Source organism: Pseudomonas sp. BF-B-15 (genome assembly GCF_019946675.1).
GTDB classification, from domain to species: Bacteria; Pseudomonadota; Gammaproteobacteria; order Pseudomonadales; family Pseudomonadaceae; genus Aquipseudomonas; species Aquipseudomonas migulae.
Window position 1 is genome coordinate 1 of sequence record NZ_JAGYFZ010000193.1, and the last position, 3,933, is coordinate 3,933.

Below are 3,933 nucleotides of genomic sequence, written 5' to 3' on the forward strand. Positions count from 1 at the left end.
GGCAACATCATGGGTGACTGACACACCGCTATCGCCAGCAAGCCGGCTCCTACAGGTTTGGCGTCAATCTGGAAATGAGTGAAATACGCGCATATGGGTGAAGGCAAAGGCCACAAAAAAAGCCCGCACAAGGCGGGCTTTGGGATTCGAGTAGGTGGCCGGCGCTGGTCTCCGGCTTACAAGGTTTATCAGGACTCTCACAGAAGAGTTTTGTGCTCTTCTGCTTCACACGGCATAAGGGCTGGATCTCAGCGCGGAGATCTTTCTAACCGTGTACCCTTCGGAACGCGCCCCACGTGTCCTTGCCATCCGCTTGCGCATCAGTCTGCGTCTTCACCTACAAGTTCTAGACTAGTACACCCTCCCGAGCCGCGCCCCGGAATTTTTAGAACGATTTTGCCCATAGCGACGGACGTCAGGACGGAAAAATACTAACCAGTGTCCGAGGGTTTTGCCGCCGGAGGGTTTCCCTTCAAGCCCTTTGATGTACAGTCTTCGCCGACGTTTGCAGAACAACAAAAAATACAGGAGTTGAAAATGTCGGAACTGAAACTGCATCCAAACGCCGCACAATCCTTGAACCAATGGCACGCGATGATCAAAAAGGCTGACTTGAAGGCCTTGCCCGAATTGTTGGACCCGCAAGTGGTTTTCCGCTCGCCGATGGCGCACACGCCTTATCCAGGGGCGCCGGTGGTCAACATGATTCTCAACACGGTGTCCGGCGTGTTCGAGGATTTCCAGTACCACCGCGAACTGTCGACTGCGGACGGCTTGAACGTCATCCTCGAGTTCAGCGCCAGGATCGGTGAAAAACAGCTCAAGGGCATCGACATGATCCGCTTCAACGAACAAGGAAAAATCGTTGAATTCGAGGTGATGGTCCGCCCCTTGAGTGGCTTGCAAGCCTTGGGTGAAGAGATGGGCCGCCGACTGGGCGCTTACCTGGCCGCCAGCAAAGCCTGACCACTGCGCAGCGCTTCATCGGCGGGCACACGCACCGGTGAAGCGCGTCATCAGGCCAGGCTCGAAAGATACGGCCACGGGTAAATGCCCCGTTCGTGGCCATCGCTGAAAATCAGTTGCAGGCCATAGCCCTGCGCGTTCAATTCGATGACTTGCACTCGGTCATCGACCCTCGGCGTCAACCCTTTCAAGCGAAACGCCCGGCACTGCGAACACGGGCATTGCCGGCGCAACTCGGCATGATCCAGCAACTGCTCACGACCATCCGGCCAGTTCAGCCGCAGCTGCTGTTTGCTCCGGGAATTGCCGATCGCCAGCGGGTTCATTGCAGCTGACTCAAGGCAATGCGCACCGCTTTACGCACTTCCGGGTCGCCGTCGTTCTGCGCGGCCTGCAACGGTGCGATAGCGCCTTTATCGTTCAATTCGCCGAGGGCCAACGCGGCCTCCTTGCGCAGGTTGCTGATGCGATGACCGAGGGTTTCGATCAATGCGTCCAGCGCCGGGGCATAACGCAAGCGACCGAGACTGCGGGTGGCGCGCAGGCGCACTTGCCAATAATCATCGCTCAACGCTTCGACCAATGCCGGGCCCGCGTCGGTATGACCGACCTTGCCGAGGGTGGTCGCGGCTTCTTCGCGCACTTGCCAGGCGCCGTCCTGTAACGCCTGGCGCAGGGCCGGCAGGACGTGCGCATCGGAGGCCAGCCCGAGGGCACCCGTGGCGGCGCGACGGACTTCGGTGTCCGGGTCGTGACTGGCCAGCGTCGCCAGGGCCGGCAAGGCATCCAGCTGTTTGAGCCAGCCGAGCACGCCCACAGCTTCGCGGCGAACGCTGGCGTCTGCATCGCCCAGCGCCGCCAAGGCAGCGGTCGCGGCATCGGGAAAACGCAATTCGCGCAACGCCCGGAACGCGGCGATACGCACGTTGATGTCGGCATGCCCGGTCCACGGCAGAATCACCCTGCCTGCGGCTTCACTCTTGAGCAGACTCAGGCTCTGCGCGGCGGCGGCCTGCACGGCCGGCGACGGATCGGTCAACGCCTGGCACAGCGCCTCGACGACCGGCGCATCCTCCCAGGCTTCAAGCAGGCGCGCGGCTTCGGCGCGAACCTCTGCAGTCGGGTCTTCGGCCAGTCGATCGACCAGCCACAGCAAACCGTCCGGCTCTTCCAGGTCTGCCAGCTCGATCAGGGCGATCCGGCGCACGCCGGCGTCGGCATCGGTCAGGCGTGGTTGCAGGGCGAGAATGTCATCGTTATCGGTTACATCGAATAGAGAGGTCATAGGGCAAATCGCGGCAGTTTGTTTTCAGGGGGAAGTCCGAGAGGGTTCAGGCGCGGTAGCTGCCGACCGTCTTCGTGACGCAGTAATTCGAGGCAATGGCGCTTCAAGCGGGAAAACTCATGGCTTGTCACCAGTTCGCTGGTGCGTGGCCGAGGGAAGTCGAGGCGCAGGTCTTCGATGATCCGCCCGGGACGCGTGCTCATGACCAGCAGCCGGTCGGCGAGGAACAACGCTTCGTCGATGTCGTGGGTGACGAACACCACGGTGGTGCGAATCCGCGACCAGATGTTCAGCAGCAGCTCTTGCATGTTCAATCGGGTCAGCGCGTCGAGGGCACCGAAAGGTTCGTCCATCAGCAACAGGCGCGGACGGTTGATCAGCACCCGGGCGATCTCCACCCGCTGCTGCATGCCACCGGACAACTGATCCGGCCAGCGCTCGGCGACCCCCTCGAGGCCGACCAGCGCGAGGATTTCGTCGGCGGCTTCGTGCCGTTCGGCCTTGCCGATGCCGCGCATTTTCAGGCCGAACGCGACGTTGTCGCGCACCGTGCGCCAAGGGAACAGCGTGTGGTGCTGGAACACCATGCCGCGCTGGGGCGAAGGACTCGACACGTCTTCGCCATCGACTTTAAGGCTGCCGGCGCGAGGTTGCAGGTGTCCGGCCAGCGCGCCGAGCAAGGTCGATTTGCCGCAACCGGAGGGGCCGAGAATGCACACGAACTGCCCCGGTTCGATCTGGCAATCGAGGCCTTGCACGGCTTCGAACGCGTCACGGCCCTCCCCGAGGCTGATCGACAATCCGCGAATATCGATGCGCCCTTCAAGGTGTTGAAATACGCTCATCAGGCTTTTCCTCGTGGACGATGCCAAGGCGTCAACAACCCGCCCAACCGTTTGATCAGCAGGCTGCTGCCCATGCCGAGCACGCCGATCAGCAACATGCCGACGACGATGTCGGCGTAGTTCTGGATGGTGTAGGACTCCCAGGTGTAATAGCCGATGCCGTATTGGCCGGAGATCATTTCGGCGGTCACCAGGCAAAACCACGAGGTGCCCATGCCGATGGCGAGGCCGGTGATGATGCTCGGCGCGGCGCCCGGCAGAATCACCTCCAGCAGAATCGCCCGACGCCCTGCCCCGAGGCTTTTCGCCGAGGCAATCAGGCGCGGGTCGACGCCTTCGACGCCGTGCACGGTGTTGAGCAGGATCGGGAACAGCGCGCCGGTGAAGGTGATGAAGACCATCGACAGTTCTGATGACGGGAACATCAGGATCGCCAGGGGAATCCAGGCAACGGCCGGGATCGGGCGCAGGACTTCCAGCGGCGGCAACAGCAAATCTTCGGCCCATTTCGAACGGCCGATGGCCAGGCCCAACGCGATGCCGATGATCAGCGCCGCGAGGTAACCGGCGAAGACCCGGCTGAGGCTGCTGCTCAGGTGCTGGGCGAGTTTGCCGGAATCGCCCAGGCCCAGGGCGGCTTCGATCACCGCCAGCGGTGTCGGGACATTGGCGAAGGTGACCAGGCCGAGGTTCCAGTGGTGGCTGGCGGCGAGTTGCCAGAACAAAAGGCAGAGCAGCAATGAAGCTGCCCTCGGAATCCAGCGCTTTACAGATCGGGACATACATCTTCCTCCCCCTGTAGGAGCCGGCTTGCTGGCGATGGTGTGTCAGCTACAT

5 protein-coding genes are annotated in these 3,933 nt (G+C 61.9%); 1 reads left to right on the forward strand and 4 read right to left on the reverse strand.

Features of this window, described 5'->3' with window-relative positions; genetic code table 11:
• Nucleotides 1-537: 537 nt before the first annotated feature.
• The gene (locus KGA97_RS29125; RefSeq protein ID WP_223481967.1) at nucleotides 538-966 is read left to right on the forward strand and encodes a nuclear transport factor 2 family protein; all 429 of its coding nucleotides are present in this window, start codon (nucleotides 538-540) and stop codon (nucleotides 964-966) included.
• 50 nt (nucleotides 967-1,016) lie between these two features.
• Here the strand turns inward: KGA97_RS29125 and KGA97_RS29130 are convergent, their stop codons facing one another.
• The 4 genes from KGA97_RS29130 to KGA97_RS29145 are packed head-to-tail and all read right to left on the reverse strand — an operon-like array spanning nucleotide 1,017 to nucleotide 3,878.
• Nucleotides 1,017-1,292, reverse strand: a complete 276-nt coding sequence (locus KGA97_RS29130) for a DUF971 domain-containing protein (protein ID WP_008027252.1) — start codon at nucleotides 1,290-1,292, stop codon at nucleotides 1,017-1,019.
• The gene (locus KGA97_RS29135) at nucleotides 1,289-2,251 is read right to left on the reverse strand and encodes a HEAT repeat domain-containing protein (RefSeq protein ID WP_223481968.1); all 963 of its coding nucleotides are present in this window, start codon (nucleotides 2,249-2,251) and stop codon (nucleotides 1,289-1,291) included. The genes KGA97_RS29130 and KGA97_RS29135 overlap by 4 nt, the downstream gene beginning before the upstream one ends.
• A complete protein-coding gene (locus KGA97_RS29140) occupies nucleotides 2,248-3,096 on the reverse strand; it encodes an ABC transporter ATP-binding protein (RefSeq protein ID WP_223481969.1) in 849 nt (282 codons plus the stop codon). The genes KGA97_RS29135 and KGA97_RS29140 overlap by 4 nt, the downstream gene beginning before the upstream one ends.
• Nucleotides 3,096-3,878 (reverse strand): ABC transporter permease, encoded by a 783-nt coding sequence (locus tag KGA97_RS29145; RefSeq protein ID WP_223481970.1) that lies wholly within the window; start codon nucleotides 3,876-3,878, stop codon nucleotides 3,096-3,098. Before KGA97_RS29145 ends, KGA97_RS29140 begins: the two co-directional genes overlap by 1 nt.
• Between the last annotated feature and the right edge of the window lie 55 nt (nucleotides 3,879-3,933).

What these genes read in the sequence shown, in the direction of transcription:
- KGA97_RS29125 (WP_223481967.1), top strand. Translation starts at nt 538, where the DNA reads ATGTCGGAACTGAAACTGCATCCAAACGCCGCACAATCCTTGAACCAA.
- KGA97_RS29130 (WP_008027252.1), bottom strand. Translation starts at nt 1,292, where the DNA reads ATGAACCCGCTGGCGATCGGCAATTCCCGGAGCAAACAGCAGCTGCGG.
- KGA97_RS29135 (WP_223481968.1), bottom strand. Translation starts at nt 2,251, where the DNA reads ATGACCTCTCTATTCGATGTAACCGATAACGATGACATTCTCGCCCTG.
- KGA97_RS29140 (WP_223481969.1), bottom strand. Translation starts at nt 3,096, where the DNA reads ATGAGCGTATTTCAACACCTTGAAGGGCGCATCGATATTCGCGGATTG.
- KGA97_RS29145 (WP_223481970.1), bottom strand. Translation starts at nt 3,878, where the DNA reads ATGTCCCGATCTGTAAAGCGCTGGATTCCGAGGGCAGCTTCATTGCTG.